The following is a 15,619-nucleotide window of genomic DNA, read 5'->3' on the forward strand; positions in this document are numbered from 1 at the left end:
TTCACTGGCCCGCAATGCCCTCAACCCGCCGCCGTCGCTGCCTTAAGGTGTGATCACAACAATAAGCGGCACCTCACGCGAGGATCTTTATGCGGGCATCCCGATTTACCTGGCTGCTGTTGCTGGCCGTTGCACTGGCCGGTTGCGGCGAAGACGCCAAACCCCCGACCTCATCCGGCATCGCCCGTAGCGCCATGCCCTCCGATCCGGCGCTGGCGCAGATCTATGCCAACAGCTGCCAGCTCTGCCACGCCAACCCCGCCGCCAATGCGCCGCTGACCGGTGACCGCAAGGCCTGGGAACCGCGCATCCAGCAGGGCGCCGACACGCTGCTCGACCACGCCATCAACGGCTACAACGGCATGCCGCCGATGGGTCAGTGCGTCGAGTGCTCGGAAGAACAATTTTTTCGGTTGATCGGTTTCATGGCCGATCAGCCGCTCCCACGATAAGGACCCTGGCATGCCGATAGATCTGACACGCCGGCAGTTGTTGCAACGGGCAAGCATCGTCGGCGCGTTCAGCGCGCTGGCCGCCAATCCGGCGCTGGGCCAGTTGCTGCGTGCGCCCCGGCTGATTCCCTGGCGCAACTGGTCGGGCGGGCAGAGTTGCCTGCCGGCGGCGCGGGTGGCGCCGAAGAATCTCGATGAGTTGACGACGATCATTCAGCAGGCACCGGGCAGGATTCGCCCGGTCGGCTCGGCCCATTCCTTCAGCGCGCTGGTGCCCACCGACGGTACGCTGCTGTCGTTGAGCTACTTCAACGGTCTGCTCGATCACGACCCGAAAACCCTGCAAGCGGAATTCGCCGCTGGCACCCCTATGTCACGTATGGGCACGCCACTCAAGGACGTCGGCCAGGCCCTGCAAAACATGGCCGATATCGATTACCAGACCCTCGCCGGCGCCATCTCCACCTCGACCCACGGCACCGGCAAAACTTTTCAGTCCTATTCCGCCCATGTCTGCGGGATGCAACTGGTGACCGCCAGCGGCGAGGTGCTGGACTGCAACAGCCAGCGTCATCCTGAAGTATTCAACGCCGCTCGGGTGTCCCTCGGCGCGTTGGGCGTGGCCACCAAAATCCGCCTGCAAAACCGCCCGGCCTATCGCCTGCGGGAAACCCAATGGATCGCCAAAACCGAAGAGCTGCTCGAAGACCTGGACAAGAACACAAGCGAAAACCAGCACTGGGAAATGCTCGTCGTCACCCATTCCGACTACGCCTTGTCGATCGCCCTCAACGAAACCACCGACCCGCCCACGCCGCCGATTCCGCCCGAAGAGGAGGGCGGCAACGAGTTCGTGACCCTGATCGAGAAGATCGACAAGTACGGCAGCGATTTCCCGGGCCTGCGCAGTTCGCTGCTCAACAGTCTGCGACATCTGGCGAGTTTCGATGACCGGGTCGGCGACTCGTTCGACGTCTACGCCAACGTACGCACCGTGCGTTTCAACGAGATGGAATATTCAGTGCCCGCCGAACACGGCCCGGCGTGTCTGCGGGAGATTCTCAAGCTGATCCGCGACAAGGACCTGCGCACCTGGTTTCCCATCGAGTACCGCTACGTCAAGGCCGACGACATTCCGCTGAGCATGTTCGAAGGCCGCGACAGTTGCTCGATCTCGGTCCACCAGCATTATCAGATGGACCATCACAACTTCTTCGCCGCCGTCGAGCCGATCTTCTGGAAGTACAACGGTCGCCCGCACTGGGGCAAGTTGCACACGCTCAACGCACGTACGTTGCAAACGCTCTATCCGCGCTGGCAGGAATTCATTCAGGTACGCCAGGCGCTGGACCCGAGCGGCAAGTTTCTCAACGGGCATCTGTCGTCGATTCTGGGGGTGAGCTGATGGCGGTCAATCGACGTCATTTCGTGCTGGGTACGTTGGGTATCGGCGCTTTGCTGGTGGGCGTGGGGGCATGGTTGCGGCCGGGGGATCGCGGCGGGCCTTACAGCGACTATTTCCGGGCGCTGAACAATGAGCTCAAGAGCAAAGGCCCGATGCGCCCGGTGTTGTTGATCGATCTGGATCGGCTGGACCACAACATTGACGTGGTGATGCGCTCGGTCAAGCGCGCGGGCAAGCAGTTGCGGCTGGTGGAGAAATCGCTGCCGTCGCCGGGGTTGCTCAGCTACATCGGCCAACGGGCAGGGACGCAGCGACTGATGTCGTTTCATCAGCCGTTTCTCAATCACGATGCAGTGACGTTCCCGCAGTCGGACATTCTGCTCGGCAAGCCGCTGCCGGTGCGTTCCGCCGAGATCTTCTACCAGACCCACAAAGGCCCGTTCGACCCGGCGAAGCAGCTGCAATGGCTGATCGACAACCCCGAACGTCTTCAGCAATACCTCGCGCTGGCCCAGGGACTGGGCACGCGGATGCGGATCAACATCGAGCTGGACGTCGGCCTGCATCGGGGCGGTGTCAGTGATCTGAACGTGCTGGGGCAGATGCTCGCGCTGATCGCCGCCAATCCGCAGCACCTGGAGTTCGCCGGGTTCATGGGCTACGACCCGTTCGTGGGCATGGGCGTGCCGGGGATTCTCGGCTCGCCCGAGGAACTGTTCGCCAAGGTGATGGTGATTTATCAGCGCTGCGTCGATTTCACCCGGCAGCAATACCCGGCGCTGTGGCATGACGGCTTGTGCCTGAACACCGCCGGCAGTCCGAGTTATCGCATGCATGAAAACGAACATCTGAGCAGTGAAGTGTCGGTGGGGACGGCGATGCTCAAGCCGACTCATTACGACCTGCCGTCGCTGGTCGAACACGAGCCTGCCGCGTACATCGCCACGCCGGTATTGAAAAGCACCGGAGCAGTGAACATCCCGGCGCTGGACGACAAGTCGAAACTGTTTTCGTGGTGGGACACCAACCAGCGCCAGACCTTCTTCATTTACGGCGGCAACTGGATGGCCGAGTTCGAATCACCGCCCGGATTGCAGAGCAATGGCGTTTACGGCCGTAGCTCGAATCAGGAGATGGTCAATGGTTCGAATACCGTGGGGCTGACGGTGGAGGATCAGGTGTTCCTGCGACCGACTCAGACTGAGGCGGTGTTGCTGCAGTTTGGTGATTTACTGGCGGTGCGCGGCGGCAAGATTGTCGATACCTGGCCGGTGTATACCTGAAGGTTATTCGGGTTTGAACCCTGGCAAGCCTCGGTCACTACGCCATTGTTTCACTGTGCGTGCAATTCCTTCCGGGGAATTGTCCCGACCCGGTTCCGGATAAAAGATCAGATCAGTACCTTCAGGGTGGGCCGCAACCTTTCTGAATTTTGCCAACATTTCGCCGAGCTCCTCATCCGAATTAGCTTTGTTAGCAGCGAGTATCTGCTGAATCAAATCTATGAACTCTGTTTCGGTGAAGTCTGAGATGTCTGTCATGGTCCGCTCTACTTTGCTCTGTGCTGTTCAATATGGTTTTTTGGTGTATTTATCCGCAGATTGTCTACATCGTAAACAGGGCCCCCATCGGCAATGCGTCGGACATGATGAATTTCAAAAGTGCTTCTGTTTCCGATGGCATCCTTGTCGCGCACCACTGGAGCGTTGCCTGAGCGTAAGCGCTCTTGAGCGATGTTGTTGAACTGGCTGAAGAGCTCTGAATCGTTTCTTACTGTGATCCAGAACGCCTTCCTGAACGCATCGAAATCTCTGAATCGCTGCCCTCTCAACTGATCGGCAATCCGCGTCGGTATCGGAGCACCCAACCCATTGCCTGCCCCCGCGAGCCAAATCCCCTCAACATCCTCACCCACTCCCGTCACAACCCCCGGCTCATACCGCGTGCTGAGCACCACATAAATCGGTGCCAGCCCCGCATTCGCCGGAAACCAGACGATTGCGTCGTGATAACCCGGCGGATGCTGCGGATTAACGAGGATGCGGTCAGTCTTCTCGCCCGGCGGATACACCCAGATCGTCGGCAGCGGCGGGGCGCCTTCGAGGGCCGGGATGGAGGGGGCGTCATCGGGGTTGGCGGCGGGTGTCCAGGTCAGCCCGATGCCGTGGCCGAGGTCGGCGACGAAGTGTTCGCCTTCTTGCCGGGCTTTGATGACCGGGACGAACTCCCAGTCCTTCTTGCCACCCGTGTAGAAGCCGTAGGCACTGATGGAGCCGTCGGGCAGTGTCTTGGCATTGAAGCGCACGCGGGTACGGCCGCTGGTGAGCTGCGCGTATTGTTCGTTGGTGTAGAAAGCGCTGTCGGACGAGATATCGGTGTTGGGGATCAACAATGCCAGGGTGCCGGCGGCACTGGCGCCGCTCAGCAGGCTGAGCCCGAGCGAACCACCGAGCCGTTGCCCTAGCGCCCGACCGGTGCCGGAGCCCGCCACCCACTTCAACGGAACGCCTTCAGCGCTGATCGGCACCTGGCTGCCGAGGACGGCCCACTGACCATACTCGGCCAAGCGTTCGGTCGGGATGAAACCGGCCGGATTTTTGTGATCTATCACGCCGTCCGAAAGGTTGCAGCTTTTGGCGAACACACAACCCCGGCCTGGCGCTTGCGGACGCTGCTCGATCTGGCGCAAGTGCCGATCTTCATACGCCTGCTGGCGGGCGATCATTGCATCGTAGGTCGCTTGCCGTGCTTTGAATTCGGCCAACTCGGTCTGCGTCATGTCGCGGGGAATGAGCCTGCCGTTTCCGCCACCGGCCATTCCGCCGCGATACTCCCAGACCTGGGGAATGTCCTTGTCCCGCGCCATGGTTGTTTTTCTGCATGTAACCGAAGAAGCGCGAAACCTAACCGGGATGTTCCTGACCTGGCGTTAGGACGTTTCCTAAATGCAGCGCTGAAATTTCCTGTTTCGCGGTGTTGCTGCGGTTTCCCCAAACCTCACTCGATTTCTGTAATGAAGCTTTTATGACAAAAGTTCGGTAGCACATCGCCAGTCCGGTCATGCCTATGTAACGCGCTTGAGGGGGCCTGAGGGCCGCTTTTCACAAGCCGAGGCGGGACGCCGGGAGTGAGGCAATGGGGACTATGGAACGCTACTCGAAAGTGGGCATGCAGGAACTCGATCAACGCCTGTCGAAGATCGTCGAAGCCGCGCGCAAGAAGCCGGTTTCGGTGTATCGCTACGGCGCGCCGTGGGTCTGGATCGTGTCGCAGGATGACTGGCAGGGTGCCTTGAAAGAGGTCTCCAGCTACATTCCGCCGGGACATTCGCTGGTGCTGCTGCGCCCGCAGATCGACGATTTGCTCGATGCCCACCGCGACCTTCTGCACGACCTCAATACCCGGCCCGGCATGCTGATCGCCCCGCAGACGGTCATGCACATCCTGCTGCTGCAACTGCTGTATTCGGTGCCCAGCGAGCAGCAGCTCTACGAACAGCTCAATTACAACCTGCTGTTCCGCTGGTTCGTCGGCCTGGGCCTGAACCAGAAAGTCTGGAGCTTCAATGTCCTCAGTCGCGACATCGCCACGCTGCTCAACGAGCCGCGTGCGGTGCAGCTCATCCAGAAAATCATCGGTGAGGTGTTCTGCGGCGCGCTGCTGCAGATGCCCGAGTTCTCGCTGAACTTCGCGCTGCTGCACACCTGGCTGGGCAAGCACACCGGGGCGCCGCACGTCAGCAATTAACAACGCCAGTAACTGACGCACACGCAAGGCGCACGAGCGCCAACAGGTCATCGCGAATTTCAGGGGGTAGTGTGGAACAGATTTTCACGTCACGGCTGGCGCTGTGGGGCTGGCTGCTGGTGACGGCCGGCGTGCAGCCGGCGTTCGCCGAGGAGGCCGAAAACGCAGCGGCGCAGCGTCTGGTGGACGTCAACGAATACTTCGTGCGCGGCAACACCGTGCTCGATGCGCGGGCGATCGAGGAAGCGGTGTACCCGTTCCTCGGCCCGCAAAAAGCCTTGAGCGACATCGAAGGCGCGCGCGATGCCCTGCAGAAGGCCTATCAGGAGCGCGGCTACCAATCGGTGTTCGTCGAACTGCCGGAGCAGGCGGTGGCCGACGGCATCGTCTACCTGCAAGTCAGCGAAACCAAGGTCGGCCGGGTGCGGGTGGTCGGCGCCAAACACTATTCGCCGCTGGATATTCGCGACAACGTCCCGGCGCTGAAGGAAGGCGAGGTGCCGGACTTTGCCAAGGTCCAGGGCGAACTGGCGCAGCTCAACAAGACCCCGGGTCGCCAGGTGATGCCACTGGTGCGCGAAGGCCAGCGCCCCGGCACCATGGACGTGGACTTGCAGGTCGAAGACCAGAACCCGTGGACCGCCAGCGTCGGTTTGAACAACGACTACAGCGCCGACACCGAAAAACTGCGCACCGTCACCAGCCTTGGTTACAACAACCTTTGGCAGTTGGGGCACAGCGTCAACCTGACGTTCTTCACCGCGCCTCAGGAAACCGACAACGCCAAGGTCTGGTCCGGCTCCTACACCGCACCGCTGACCGAGCGCTGGAGCGTGCAGTTCTCCGGTTACCAGTCCGACAGCAACGTCGCCACCCTCGGCGGCAGCAACGTGCTCGGCAAGGGCCATTCCTACGGCGTAGCGGCGATCTACACGATCCCGTCCAGTGGCAACTGGTCGAACTCGCTGTCGGCCGGCATCGACTTCAAGGACTTCGACGAGCGCCTGACGCTGTCCGGCGAAAGCGACAAGGTGCCGCTCAAATATGCACCGTTCACCTTCGCCTACAACGGCTATCGCTACAGCGAAAAGAGCCAGCTCGGTCTCGGCCTGAGCCTGGTCGCCGCCACCCGCAGCCTCTTCGGTTACGGCAGTTCCGACGAAGACTTCGACTACAAACGCTACCGCGCCAACCCGAGTTTCGCCGTGCTCAAGGGTGATACCAACTTCACCTGGACCTTCGACAGCGACTGGCAGAGCGCGAGCAAAGCGGCGTTCCAGCTGGCGTCCGGTCCGCTGGTTTCCAACGAACAATTCTCCGCCGGCGGCGCGACTTCGGTACGCGGTTATCTGGCCGCCGAACGCACCGCCGATGACGGCTTCCTGCTCAGCGAAGAGCTGCGCACACCGTCGCTGGCCAAGTACGTCGGCGGCTGGATGCAGGATTGGCGCTTCTACGCCTTCGCCGAAGGCGCGCAACTGTACCTGCGCGACGAACTGCCGGATCAGGACGCCAATTACGCCCTGGCCAGCGTCGGCCTCGGCACCCGCGCCAGCCTGAGCAAATGGCTGTCCGGCAGCCTCGACTGGGGCTACCCGCTACTCGAAGGGCCGAACACCTCGAAACAGGAATCGCGCCTGCACTTCAACCTTCAGGCCACTTTCTAACAGGAGCACTTTTCATGCAGCGCCTTTTCCTTTCGTTGTTGATCTGCCTGGGCTTCGTGCTCCCGGCCACGGCTCAGGCCTGGTGGCAGGACGACTGGCATTACCGCAAACAGATCGCCGTCGACACCACGCCGCAAGGCGCCGCGATCAATCAGGCCCTCGGTCGCACCGCGCTGCTGGTGCGCCTGCACACCGGCAACTTCACCTTCGACGGCGTGAAAGAGGACGGCTCGGACCTGCGCTTCGTCGCCGCCGATGACAAGACCGTGCTCAACCACCAGATCGAAAGTTTCGACGCACTGATGGGCATGGCGCTGATCTGGGTCGATGTGCCGAATGTCGAGGGTGGTCAGCGTCAGGACATCTGGATGTACTACGGCAACCAGAAGGCGCCGGCCACCGGCAATGGCCAACTGACATTCGATCCGAATTACACCGCGCTCTATCACTTCGACGGCGCCACCGGCACCCCGGCGAAAGACACCACCGCTTACGGCAACACGGCGCAAAGCGCGACCGGCGCCGCGATTGACGGCGTAGTCGGGCGGGCCTTGCAGTTCAGCGGCCAGCCGTTGTTGCTGCCAGCCAGTCCATCGTTGCAGCACAACGCTGGCAGCGCATTTACCTTCAGTGCCTGGTTGCGTCTGGATCAGGCCGATGGCGAGCAACTGATCCTGGCCCGCCGCGAAGGCGCCAACAGCCTGCTGGTCGGTGTGAATCAGGGCGTACCGTTCGTGGAGATCGACGGCCAGCGCGCCGTTGCCACTCAACCGCTGAATCCGGGCCAATGGCAGCACGTCGCACTGACCGCTGAAGGCGCGAAAGTGACGCTGTACATCAACGGTCGCGAAGGTGCGGCACTGGCCCAGGCGATGCCGGCGTTCAACTCGGTCATGGCCATTGGTGCTGATCTTTCCCCGAGCGCGTTCCAGCCATTCGTGGGCGCCATTGATGAACTGCGCCTGTCGAAAGTCGCCCGCCCGGCGCCGTTGTTGCTGGCCGACGCCACGTCCCAGGGCGCCGAGTCAAAACTGGTGGCTTACGGCGTCGATGAAGAACAGTCCGGCTTCGGATTCGGCAGCCTCGGCTTCCTGCTCAACGCGGTGCCGGTGGACGCCTGGGTGATCATCGCGGTGCTGGTGCTGATGATGTTCCAGTCGTGGATCATCATGCTGCGCAAGAACCGCACGTTGAGCCGTGTCACCGCCGCCAACGAAGACTTTCGCGTGCAGTTCGCCAAGGTCGGCACCCGCCTGGAAATGTTTGCCGATGACGCCCAACTCGCCCAGCGTCTGCAGCACTCGCCGCTGTGGCGCCTGTACCTGGTGGCCGTGAAAGAGATCCGCACCCGCCGCGAGCAGGGCGCCGATACCTCGTCGGTTTCGGCGGCGACCATCGAAGCCATCCGTTGCTCGATGGACGGCGTGCGCACCCGGGAAAACCAGCAACTGGGCTCGAAGCTCTCGACCCTGTCCAACGCTATCGCCGGCGGCCCGTACATCGGTCTGCTCGGCACCGTACTGGGGATCATGGTGGTGTTCCTCGGCACGGCGATGGCCGGCGACGTCAACATCAACGCCATTGCGCCGGGTATGGCGGCCGCGTTGCTGGCCACCGCCATGGGCCTGTTCGTCGCGATCCCGGCGCTGTTTGGCTACAACCGCCTGATCACCCGCAACAAGGAAGTCAGCGCCGACATGCGCGTGTTCGTCGACGAGTTCATCACCCGTCTGGCGGAGATGCACGGCGAAGGTCAGTCCAGTGAAGCGGCGCATCAGCGCGGGCATCACGCCAACCACTCCGTACCGGCCTGAGGAGCACAAACATGGCGTCCGTAAATGCCTCCCACGACGATGACGAAGATGCCGCAGTGGACAGCATCAACATCACGCCACTGGTGGACGTGCTGATGGTGGTGCTGGTGATGTTCATCCTCACCGCCACCGCGCAGGTCTCCGGGATCCAGATCAACCTGCCCAAGGCCAGCGCCGTCGTGTCGCTGTCCGAGGCCAAGACCAAGGCGATTTCGGTCAACGACGGCGGGCAGGTATTCCTCGACGCTTACCCGGTGACCCTGCCGGAGCTGGAAGATCGCCTGCGCATCGAGAAGGCGCAGAACCCGGACTTCCCGGTGATCGTGCGCGGCGACGCCACGGTGCAGTACCAGAAGGTCATCGAAGTGCTGGATCTGCTGCGCCGGCTCGAACTGTCCCAGGTCGGTCTCGTCACCGGCAAACCGACGCAGGGCTGAGTGATGACTGCACAACTGCCAATCGAGCCCTTGCCGGTGAAGAAGTCGCCACTGCGTTACGTGAAGTGGGGCGCCGGGCTGCTGCTGGGCGCCGTCGCGGCGTTTCTGTTGTGGCAGTGGGCCAACGACATGAGCGGCATCCGCCGGGAGGCGCCCAAGGTGCCGACGATCATTCCCTTGCCGCCACCGCCACCGCCACCGCCGCCGCCGGAAAAACCGCCGGAGCCGGAAACGCCAGTGGAAGAAAAAGTCGTCGAGCCCGAGCCAACGCCAGAGCCAGAGGAGGTCAAGCCCGAGGAAGAAGCACCGCCATCGCCGGCGGACGACCTGGCCAACCCGATGCAAATGGACGGCGACGCCCAGAGCGGCAGCGACGCATTCAACATCGGCGCGGGCAAGGGCGGCGGCATGGCCGGTTCCGGCGGTGGGCGACTGGGCAACGGCACCTACAGCCAGTTCCTCGCGTTCACCTTCCAGAAGCTGCTGCGCGAGAACCCCGACCTGCGCAACCTCGCGTTTTCGCTGCAGGCCGATGTGTGGCTCAGCAGCGTCGGCGAGATCACCCGGGTCGAGCTGACCAAGTCCAGCGGCAACCCCGAGATCGACAGTCAGGTGCTGGCCGCATTGCGTAACGCGCCCCATCTGAGCGAACGGCCCCCGGCCTCCATCACCTTGCCTGTGCGCATGTCCCTGCAAGGACGGCGTCCGGGTTAACCGAATTCATAAAGCTGTATGAAAAGGAGTTGTGTGCAGATGATTTCCAACGTGAATCGATTGTCCCTGGCGGTCGGCATGGTCATCGCGACCCTGGTCGGTCAGGCCGCGGCAGCGCCTGCGCCCTCGGAGAACGCCACGATCAATCTGATCCGCTTGCTGGTCGAGCAAGGCATTCTGAAACAGGACAAGGCCGACGCGTTGATCGCCCAGGCCCAGAACGAAGCGGCCCAGGCCAAGCAGGCTGCGGCGTCCACCGCCGTGGCGGCGGGGCCGGTCGCTGCGCCGGGGGATGTGCGGGTGCAATACGTGCCCGCCGCGGTGCGCGACCAGATCCGCGATCAGGTCAAGGCCGAGGTCATGGCCACCGCCAAGCAGGAAAACTGGGCCGCGCCCAACACCTTCCCGGACTGGGCGTCACGCATCAGCTTTGACGGCGACATTCGTCTGCGTGACGAATCGCGCTATTACTCGGGCAACAACAGCAACGAAATCGTCGACTTCGCCAAGCTCAACAACAATGGCCCGTACGACGTGAACCCCAACAGCAGCACCGCGTTGCCGCCGTTGCTCAACACCCGCGAAGACCGCGAAAACCTGTTCCGCCTGCGCGCCCGGCTGGGCATGAAAGCGGAGATTTCGCCGCAATGGACCGCCGGCATCCGCATCGGCACCGGCTCGGACAACAACCCGGTGTCGACCACCCAGAACCTCGGCGGCGGCTTCTCGAAAAAAGACATCTGGCTCGATCAGGGGTATCTGACCTGGAAACCCTCGGATGAGTTGACCCTGACCGGTGGCCGCTTCGCCAACCCGTTCATGTCCACCGACATGCTGTATTCCAACGACCTGAACTTCGACGGCGTGGCGGCGATTTTCGACCACAAGCTCAGCCGCGACTGGGGCGTGTTCGGCACCGTCGGCGCGTTCCCGGTGGACTACACCAACGACACCACCACCAGCAACGGCTTCGACAAGGAAGAAAGCGACAACAAATGGCTGTACGGCGCGCAGATCGGCGCCAAATGGGCGATCAACAGCAACAACCGCTTGAAAGGCGCGCTGGCCTACTACCGCTTCGACGACATCGAAGGCCAGCGTTCCAGCCCTTGCGAACCGTGGGCCGGCGCGCCGGGCTGCGACAGCGACGGCACCCGCGCGGCGTTCATGCAGAAGGGCAACAGCGTGTTCCTGCTGCGTGACATCACGCCGAACCCGCTCAACCCCAGCACCACGCCACAACCGCAGTTCGTCGGCCTTGCGTCCGAATTCAACCTGCTGGATCTGAACGTGGTGTGGGACGCCGACCTTCCCGAAGACTTCAAACTGCGCAGCCAGGGCAACTACATCCACAACCTGGGCTACGACGAAGGCGACATGCGCAAGCGTTCGGCCGGGCAACTGGTCAACAACCTCGACAGCAACGGCAACATCGAAAGCGGCGCCAATGCGTGGATGGTCCAGTTCACCCTCGGCAACGCACTGGAGCTGAAGAAGCAGGGCGACTGGAACCTGTTCGCCGGCTACAAGTACATCCAGCCGGATGCCTTGCCGGACGGCTTCAACGACTCGTCGTTCCACCTCGGCGGCACCAACGCCAAGGGCTACTTCCTGGGCGGCAATTACGGTCTGGCGAAGAACGTCTACGCCACCGGCCGCTGGCTGAGTTCGGAGGCGGTGTATGGCGCGCCGTTCGACATCGACGTCATGCAGCTTGAGATCAATACGCGCTTCTAAGGCGCCGGGAGAGGGTTATGAAAATCCGCTTTTTATGGCTTGGACTCGGGATGTTGATCGCTACCGGGGCGAGCGCCGAAGGCATGGAAGAACGCCTGCGCACGCAATTGCGCAGCACCACCCAGCAGCTGCAAACCCTGCAAAGCCAGCAGGCCCAGGCCAGCGCCGCGCAACTGGCGGCGCAGAACGAGGCCAAGGCAGCCCAGGCGCAAATCAAGCAATTGAGCGCCGAACTGGCCAAGGCCAAAGGCCTCGCCGAGCAACTGGCCGGGCAGCAGCAAAGCCTGCACAGCCAGGCCCAGGCGCAAGTCGCGGCGAGTAACGAGCAGATCGGCAAGTTCAAGAAAGCCTACGACGAGCTGTTGGTCATGGCCCGTGCCAAAGAGGCCGAACGGTCTAAGCTTCAAGCGCAATTGACTGAACGTGACACACAAGTGCAGCAATGTTCGGTCAAGAATCAGCAAATGTACGGCGTGGCCAAGCAGATTCTCACCGCCTACGAAAACATCGATGTGGCCGAGGTGATGAAGATCCGCCAGCCCTTCGCCGGCAGTGCCCGGGTCAAGTTCGATGAGCTGGCTCAGGGCTTTGGCGACGAACTGTACAAGACTCAATTCGATGCGCCGCAAGCCGCGATTGCACACTGATAGACAAGGAAGAAGTCATGACTCAATTGATCTCCCACGTATCCCCGCAATCCCTGACCGACGTGCTGCAAGCCGCCGGTTACCGCGTCAACCAGACCGAACAGAACGGCATCGTCCAGTTGCTCAGCGCCAGCCAGGGCATCGGTTATGCCGTGCGTTTCGGCAACCCGGCGGTGGCGGAGCAGGGCAGTTACGTCGACTTCACCTTCAGCTGCGCGCTGCGGGTACAGGGTGAATTGCCGGCGGGTGTGGCCGAGCAGTGGAACGCGACTCGCCGGTTTGCCCGGTTGTCGTTGCAGGGCGAGTTTCTGGTGATGGAAATGGACGTGGTGGTGGCTGCGGGCGTCAGCAACGATCACCTGCGCGGCAACCTGGAATTGTGGGATCGCCTGCTGCAGGAATTCATTGTGTACCTGCGTGATTTCACCCAGTCCGCCGCCGTCGCCCAGGCTCCCAAGGTTGAGCAAGAGGAAGTCGCACTGTGACCAAACCTGCCATGGTAATCAGCGCCGCTGCGGTGGCGCTGTTGGTGGTGGCCGTGGCGCTGGTGGTGCGGCCGGGCAATGACCCGGTCGCCGCCCAGCAACCGGCGCCGGTGATTGCGGCGAATGCCGGGCCTGCGGTGGCGCGGTTGGGTAATCAGCAGGTTTCACCGGAGGAATTGCAGGCGTTGCTGGCGGCCGTACCGCCACAGACTCGCGAGCAACTGCGTGGCAATCGTGAGGCGCTGGAGCGCTGGATCCGTTCACGCCTGGCCGAAAAAGCCGTGCTGGAACAGGCCGATGCTCAGGGCTGGGCGCAGCGCCCGGACGTGGTTCGCCAGACCCGCGCCGCCACCGAACAGATCGTGTTCCGCGACTATTTGCAGTCGGTGAGTAAAGTGCCGGCGGATTACCCGAGCGCTGCCGAGTTGCAGCAGGCGTATGACGCGGGCAAGGCCAACTGGCAGACGCCGGCGCTGTATCGGGTCAGTCAGATCTTCCTCGGGGTGAATGAGCCGCAGAGTCTTGAAACCGTGCGCAAGCAGGCCACGGAGCTGAGCAAGAAAGCCCAGACAACCTCGGCGGACTTTGCAGCGTTGGCCAAAGAGTTTTCCCAGGATCGTCTCACCGCTGAACGCGGCGGCGACACCGGCCTGCAACCGTTGCAGCAACTGGTGCCGGAAGTGCGTGGTGCGGTGGCGCGGCTCAAGGTTGGCGCGGTTTCCGATCCCGTTCAAAGCAGCGCCGGTTTCCACGTGATCAAACTCACCGAACAACAACCGGCCAGCACCGCAACCCTCGACGAACTGCGTGACCAACTGACCCAGGCCCTGCGTGCCCAGCGTCAGGAGCAGATCGCCCAGGCCTATCTGGACGGCATGCTCAACACCGCGACGCTGAGCATCGACGGGGCTGAGCTCAACAAGGTGCTGGAGACCAAACCCTAAACGCTGCACACCCAAACAAAGATCGACAGGGAGTCATCGATGTCATTCACCGAACCTGCAGCACGACAGAGCAGCGCCGATTTCCGCTGGCCCCGGGACAAGGACGAACCCTGGCTGGCGCAAGCCGCGACCCTCGACAGCGACGTCGCGCAATACTTTCTGGTCAGCGCCCGTTGCGGCTGCTTCATGCAGGCCGCCCGCAGCCTCAACGTGCGCTCGACCCTGTTGCGCAAGCAACTGGCGCAGCTCGAACAGCAACTGCAATGCGCGCTGTTCAGCTTTCAGGGCAGCGCCCTGAGCCTGACCCGCGAAGGCCAGCAGTTGCAGGCGCAACTGATCGCCCTGGCCCACGAACGCAAACTGCCGGTGATCGAGCAGCCGTTGATAAGGCTGGCCGTCGCCGAATCGATCCTGCATGACATCCTCGGTCGCGACCTCATCGCACTGCTGCGCCGCAACGCCAGCGTGCGTCTTGAAATCATCGCCCTCGACAGCGAACTGGCCCTGCGCGCCGTCAGCGCCGACCTTGTGCTGTGGCTCGCCCACGGCGACACCCCGCACCCCGGCCCGACTTTCGCCACCAGCGAGCCGCAATGCCTCGCGCAACTGGAATACCAGCCGCACATCGCCAAACGCTACTCCCGCGTGACTGCACGCCCGGAAAGCCCGGATGACCTTGCCGACTTCATGCTGGTGCAATGGCAGCATGACCGGCAGATCGACAGCTTTCGACCGTGGAATGAACTGGTCGAACAGCGGTTGGCCGGGGTGGTGCAGATGCAGTCTTACGAGCTGATGCTGGAGATGATCCGCTGCAGCGCGTGCATTGGTTTGCTGCCGATGTACATGAGCCGGTTTGATCGCGGATTGGTGGCGCTGCCGGGGGTGTTTGACGAGGCGATGCGGTTGCAGGCGTGGTTGGCAGTGAACAGTGAATCGCAGGAGGTTGGCGAGGTGCGGACGTTGGTTGAGTTGATTCAACGCACTTTCAATGAGCGGCAGGAGTGGTTCGAGTAATTTTTCTTAGATCGTTCCCACGACGAGCGCGGGAACGATCAGGCGATCAGGCTATAGCGGCGCCTCGGCCTTCAACTCCAGATTATCCAGCGCCTGATTTACCGCCAGTTCACCCAGCATGATCAGTTACGCAATGCCCAACAGCACATGCCGATGCGAGCCATCCACCAGTCCGGCGAAGTCGGTGGCCATGGTTTTGGCCGAAGTCAGGGTTTCGCAGGCGTCGGCCAGCAGTTCTTCGCTGTCGATGCCGGGAGCGATGAGGTAGCGGGTGTTGGGTTTGAGCAGCGGTTTTCTGGGGAGTAGGGGATTGAAGTAGTGATCGAGGGCGCGTTCGGCGGCTTCGTGGAAGGTTTTTGAGTCGAGGGATTCGTAGGGCGAGGTGGTGTCGGTTTCGGGTGGGTTGGGTGTTGGTTTGATCATGATGGGACTGTCAGATATTTTGTGTGCGGGCCGGTAACGGCCTGCCGTCAGGCAGGCCGTGCTTTTACCAGGTTGGCCTGATAAATCGATCTCCGTACAGAATCGCAAATTGATTCATCGCACTTTTCCA

15 protein-coding genes and 1 pseudogene are annotated in these 15,619 nt (G+C 62.1%); 13 read left to right on the forward strand and 3 right to left on the reverse strand.

All coding sequences use genetic code 11. From position 1 onward, the window contains the following. Window positions 1-89: 89 nt before the first annotated feature. The 3 genes from L6D81_RS26790 (at window position 90) to L6D81_RS26800 (ending at window position 3,140) form a co-directional block, all read left to right on the forward strand. The gene (locus tag L6D81_RS26790; RefSeq protein WP_236182607.1) at window positions 90-452 is read left to right on the forward strand and encodes a c-type cytochrome; all 363 of its coding nucleotides are present in this window, start codon (window positions 90-92) and stop codon (window positions 450-452) included. 76 nt (window positions 453-528) lie between these two features. Then, window positions 529-1,857, forward strand: a complete 1,329-nt coding sequence (locus L6D81_RS26795; protein ID WP_236182620.1) for a D-arabinono-1,4-lactone oxidase — start codon at window positions 529-531, stop codon at window positions 1,855-1,857. Window positions 1,858-1,931: 74 nt separating this feature from the next. Then, window positions 1,932-3,140 (forward strand): DSD1 family PLP-dependent enzyme, encoded by a 1,209-nt coding sequence (locus tag L6D81_RS26800; protein WP_236182621.1) that lies wholly within the window; start codon window positions 1,932-1,934, stop codon window positions 3,138-3,140. 3 nt (window positions 3,141-3,143) lie between these two features. Here L6D81_RS26800 and L6D81_RS26805 read toward each other — a convergent pair whose 3' ends face one another. Both L6D81_RS26805 and L6D81_RS26810 read right to left on the reverse strand, forming a co-directional pair. Then, window positions 3,144-3,398 carry a bacteriocin immunity protein gene (locus L6D81_RS26805; protein WP_236182608.1) on the reverse strand — a complete coding sequence of 85 codons (255 nt, stop codon included), beginning with the start codon at window positions 3,396-3,398 and terminating at the stop codon, window positions 3,144-3,146. A gap of 8 nt (window positions 3,399-3,406) precedes the next feature. After that, window positions 3,407-4,723: an S-type pyocin domain-containing protein gene (locus tag L6D81_RS26810; RefSeq protein ID WP_236182609.1), complete on the reverse strand. Its 1,317-nt coding sequence runs from the start codon at window positions 4,721-4,723 to the stop codon at window positions 3,407-3,409. A 269-nt stretch (window positions 4,724-4,992) separates the two neighbouring features. Between L6D81_RS26810 and L6D81_RS26815 the strand changes: the two genes are divergently transcribed. From L6D81_RS26815 to L6D81_RS26860, 10 genes are all read left to right on the forward strand, one after another. Continuing rightward, window positions 4,993-5,604: a transposase gene (locus L6D81_RS26815; protein ID WP_236182610.1), complete on the forward strand. Its 612-nt coding sequence runs from the start codon at window positions 4,993-4,995 to the stop codon at window positions 5,602-5,604. A gap of 71 nt (window positions 5,605-5,675) precedes the next feature. Next, on the forward strand, window positions 5,676-7,271 hold the full coding sequence (locus tag L6D81_RS26820) for a ShlB/FhaC/HecB family hemolysin secretion/activation protein (protein WP_236182611.1): 1,596 nt from the start codon (window positions 5,676-5,678) through the stop codon (window positions 7,269-7,271). A 14-nt stretch (window positions 7,272-7,285) separates the two neighbouring features. After that, window positions 7,286-9,085: a DUF2341 domain-containing protein gene (locus L6D81_RS26825; RefSeq protein ID WP_236182612.1), complete on the forward strand. Its 1,800-nt coding sequence runs from the start codon at window positions 7,286-7,288 to the stop codon at window positions 9,083-9,085. An 11-nt stretch (window positions 9,086-9,096) separates the two neighbouring features. Beyond that, window positions 9,097-9,522, forward strand: coding sequence for an ExbD/TolR family protein (locus tag L6D81_RS26830; RefSeq protein WP_236182613.1), 426 nt, complete (start codon window positions 9,097-9,099; stop codon window positions 9,520-9,522). A 3-nt stretch (window positions 9,523-9,525) separates the two neighbouring features. Next, complete coding sequence (locus tag L6D81_RS26835; RefSeq protein WP_236182614.1) at window positions 9,526-10,236, forward strand: energy transducer TonB family protein; 711 nt, start codon at window positions 9,526-9,528, stop codon at window positions 10,234-10,236. A 39-nt stretch (window positions 10,237-10,275) separates the two neighbouring features. Beyond that, window positions 10,276-11,973: a putative porin gene (locus tag L6D81_RS26840; protein ID WP_236182615.1), complete on the forward strand. Its 1,698-nt coding sequence runs from the start codon at window positions 10,276-10,278 to the stop codon at window positions 11,971-11,973. Window positions 11,974-11,990: 17 nt separating this feature from the next. Continuing rightward, window positions 11,991-12,620, forward strand: a complete 630-nt coding sequence (locus tag L6D81_RS26845) for a DNA repair protein (RefSeq protein WP_236182616.1) — start codon at window positions 11,991-11,993, stop codon at window positions 12,618-12,620. Between the two features lie 17 nt (window positions 12,621-12,637). Then, window positions 12,638-13,105, forward strand: a complete 468-nt coding sequence (locus L6D81_RS26850; RefSeq protein WP_085683839.1) for a YbjN domain-containing protein — start codon at window positions 12,638-12,640, stop codon at window positions 13,103-13,105. A gap of 11 nt (window positions 13,106-13,116) precedes the next feature. Continuing rightward, window positions 13,117-14,049, forward strand: a complete 933-nt coding sequence (locus L6D81_RS26855; protein WP_373874349.1) for a peptidylprolyl isomerase — start codon at window positions 13,117-13,119, stop codon at window positions 14,047-14,049. 39 nt (window positions 14,050-14,088) lie between these two features. Further along, window positions 14,089-15,066, forward strand: a complete 978-nt coding sequence (locus L6D81_RS26860; RefSeq protein WP_236182618.1) for a LysR family transcriptional regulator — start codon at window positions 14,089-14,091, stop codon at window positions 15,064-15,066. A gap of 129 nt (window positions 15,067-15,195) precedes the next feature. On the opposite strand, the pseudogene L6D81_RS26865 reads toward L6D81_RS26860, so the two are convergent. Continuing rightward, window positions 15,196-15,489: pseudogene (locus L6D81_RS26865) on the reverse strand (DUF6124 family protein); the annotation flags it as partial. Between the last annotated feature and the right edge of the window lie 130 nt (window positions 15,490-15,619).

The sequence above is a fragment of the Pseudomonas sputi genome, from assembly GCF_021603585.1.
Lineage (GTDB): Bacteria > Pseudomonadota > Gammaproteobacteria > Pseudomonadales > Pseudomonadaceae > Aquipseudomonas > Aquipseudomonas sputi.

Bases quoted from the DNA above. Each gene is read 5' to 3' on its own strand.
- L6D81_RS26790 (WP_236182607.1), top strand. From the start codon at position 90: ATGCGGGCATCCCGATTTACCTGGCTGCTGTTGCTGGCCGTTGCACTG.
- L6D81_RS26805 (WP_236182608.1), bottom strand. From the start codon at position 3,398: ATGACAGACATCTCAGACTTCACCGAAACAGAGTTCATAGATTTGATT.
- L6D81_RS26810 (WP_236182609.1), bottom strand. From the start codon at position 4,723: ATGGCGCGGGACAAGGACATTCCCCAGGTCTGGGAGTATCGCGGCGGA.
- L6D81_RS26815 (WP_236182610.1), top strand. From the start codon at position 4,993: ATGGGGACTATGGAACGCTACTCGAAAGTGGGCATGCAGGAACTCGAT.
- L6D81_RS26825 (WP_236182612.1), top strand. From the start codon at position 7,286: ATGCAGCGCCTTTTCCTTTCGTTGTTGATCTGCCTGGGCTTCGTGCTC.
- L6D81_RS26830 (WP_236182613.1), top strand. From the start codon at position 9,097: ATGGCGTCCGTAAATGCCTCCCACGACGATGACGAAGATGCCGCAGTG.
- L6D81_RS26835 (WP_236182614.1), top strand. From the start codon at position 9,526: ATGACTGCACAACTGCCAATCGAGCCCTTGCCGGTGAAGAAGTCGCCA.
- L6D81_RS26840 (WP_236182615.1), top strand. From the start codon at position 10,276: ATGATTTCCAACGTGAATCGATTGTCCCTGGCGGTCGGCATGGTCATC.
- L6D81_RS26845 (WP_236182616.1), top strand. From the start codon at position 11,991: ATGAAAATCCGCTTTTTATGGCTTGGACTCGGGATGTTGATCGCTACC.
- L6D81_RS26850 (WP_085683839.1), top strand. From the start codon at position 12,638: ATGACTCAATTGATCTCCCACGTATCCCCGCAATCCCTGACCGACGTG.
- L6D81_RS26855 (WP_373874349.1), top strand. From the start codon at position 13,117: ATGGTAATCAGCGCCGCTGCGGTGGCGCTGTTGGTGGTGGCCGTGGCG.
- L6D81_RS26860 (WP_236182618.1), top strand. From the start codon at position 14,089: ATGTCATTCACCGAACCTGCAGCACGACAGAGCAGCGCCGATTTCCGC.